At 21.4% G+C, this 1,079-nt stretch carries 2 protein-coding genes and 1 pseudogene; 1 reads left to right on the top strand and 2 read right to left on the bottom strand.

Translation table 11 applies throughout. The features are described from left to right. Window positions 1-25 precede the first annotated feature (25 nt). Window positions 26-229, bottom strand: coding sequence for a hypothetical protein (locus BN899_RS06790; protein ID WP_042274032.1), 204 nt, complete (start codon window positions 227-229; stop codon window positions 26-28). A gap of 287 nt (window positions 230-516) precedes the next feature. On the opposite strand from BN899_RS06790, the gene BN899_RS06785 reads away from it, so the two are divergent. Further along, the gene (locus BN899_RS06785; RefSeq protein ID WP_042274030.1) at window positions 517-795 is read left to right on the top strand and encodes a hypothetical protein; all 279 of its coding nucleotides are present in this window, start codon (window positions 517-519) and stop codon (window positions 793-795) included. Window positions 796-846: 51 nt separating this feature from the next. Here the strand turns inward: BN899_RS06785 and BN899_RS06780 are convergent. Next, window positions 847-1,079, bottom strand: a pseudogene (locus tag BN899_RS06780) (tRNA (guanosine(46)-N7)-methyltransferase TrmB); the annotation flags it as partial.

Raw genomic sequence — 1,079 nt, 5'->3', positions numbered from 1 at the left:
AAAGCTTCTTATTATAGAAGCTTTTTTAATGTAAATTATTAATAGCGTCTTGTAACGTATCTATACTTTCTTTTGAAGATTGTAAATCTATTAATTGAGAAGTTAATAGTTTAGCGTTTTCATTGTCATTAGATGCTATACATTGATATATTTTATTAAGTAAATCGTACTCCTCGTTAGTCACAGGTTGGTTGGTTTGTATTTTATTATTATAGTTATATAAGCACATATCAATCTCCTTTTTAATAATTTATTATTTATAGAATTATATAAATCTATATAAAAATCCTTTTTTAATACCAGATAATATATTATTTATACTAATAATATATACATTTTAGAATAATTTATTCAAAACTTAAATTATAAGTTACCATCTTAATATAATTTTATTTATTTTTTCTATAAAAAGAATTATAATTTAATTTGTAGCAATTAAGTTTTTATTTTATATTTGATTAAATATGATTGATATGGAAATAATTATATTAAATCCACTGAAGGGGAGCTTTGATTATGTTAGACACCATGGAGTTTGTACTTAAAATTTTATTTTTTATTTTATCGATAGTTTGGGTTGGTAAAATAATGATTTTAAGAACTGATAAACAAATCGTTATAAATCCAATACTTATTTTAATATCAGCATTAATAGTTATATTACCAGAATCAAGTGAGTCAATAAAACTATTTGGAGTTAACACAGAAATAATAAAAATAACACTATATTCATTATATTCATTAGTAGTTATAATAGGAATATATGTTACAAAAAGGAAAAATGGTATATTTTAATAAATTCGTAAATAATAACAAAAGGTTGTGATAATTCACAACCTTTTATTATTATTTACGAATTTTAGCTTCGCATCTGAATATTTTCATTCCATAAGACATAAACTTATCTTCATACTCAGTTGTAACATTTTCAAATTCACTATTAGCTAAATCTAAAGATATATTTTTAAAAATCCAGTCGTTAGATGATATTTCATTTAAAGTGAATTCAAATAAGCCTTCATTATCAGTCTTAAAATGAAGTTCTCCATCATTTTTAAGCAGAGTCCTATATTTATTTA

The sequence above is a fragment of the Faecalimicrobium dakarense genome (assembly GCF_000499525.1).
In the GTDB taxonomy this organism is placed as follows: domain Bacteria; phylum Bacillota; class Clostridia; order Peptostreptococcales; family Peptostreptococcaceae; genus Faecalimicrobium; species Faecalimicrobium dakarense.
The sequence above is the reverse complement of the archived record's forward strand: the minus strand, read 5'-3'. Positions and strand labels throughout refer to the sequence as shown.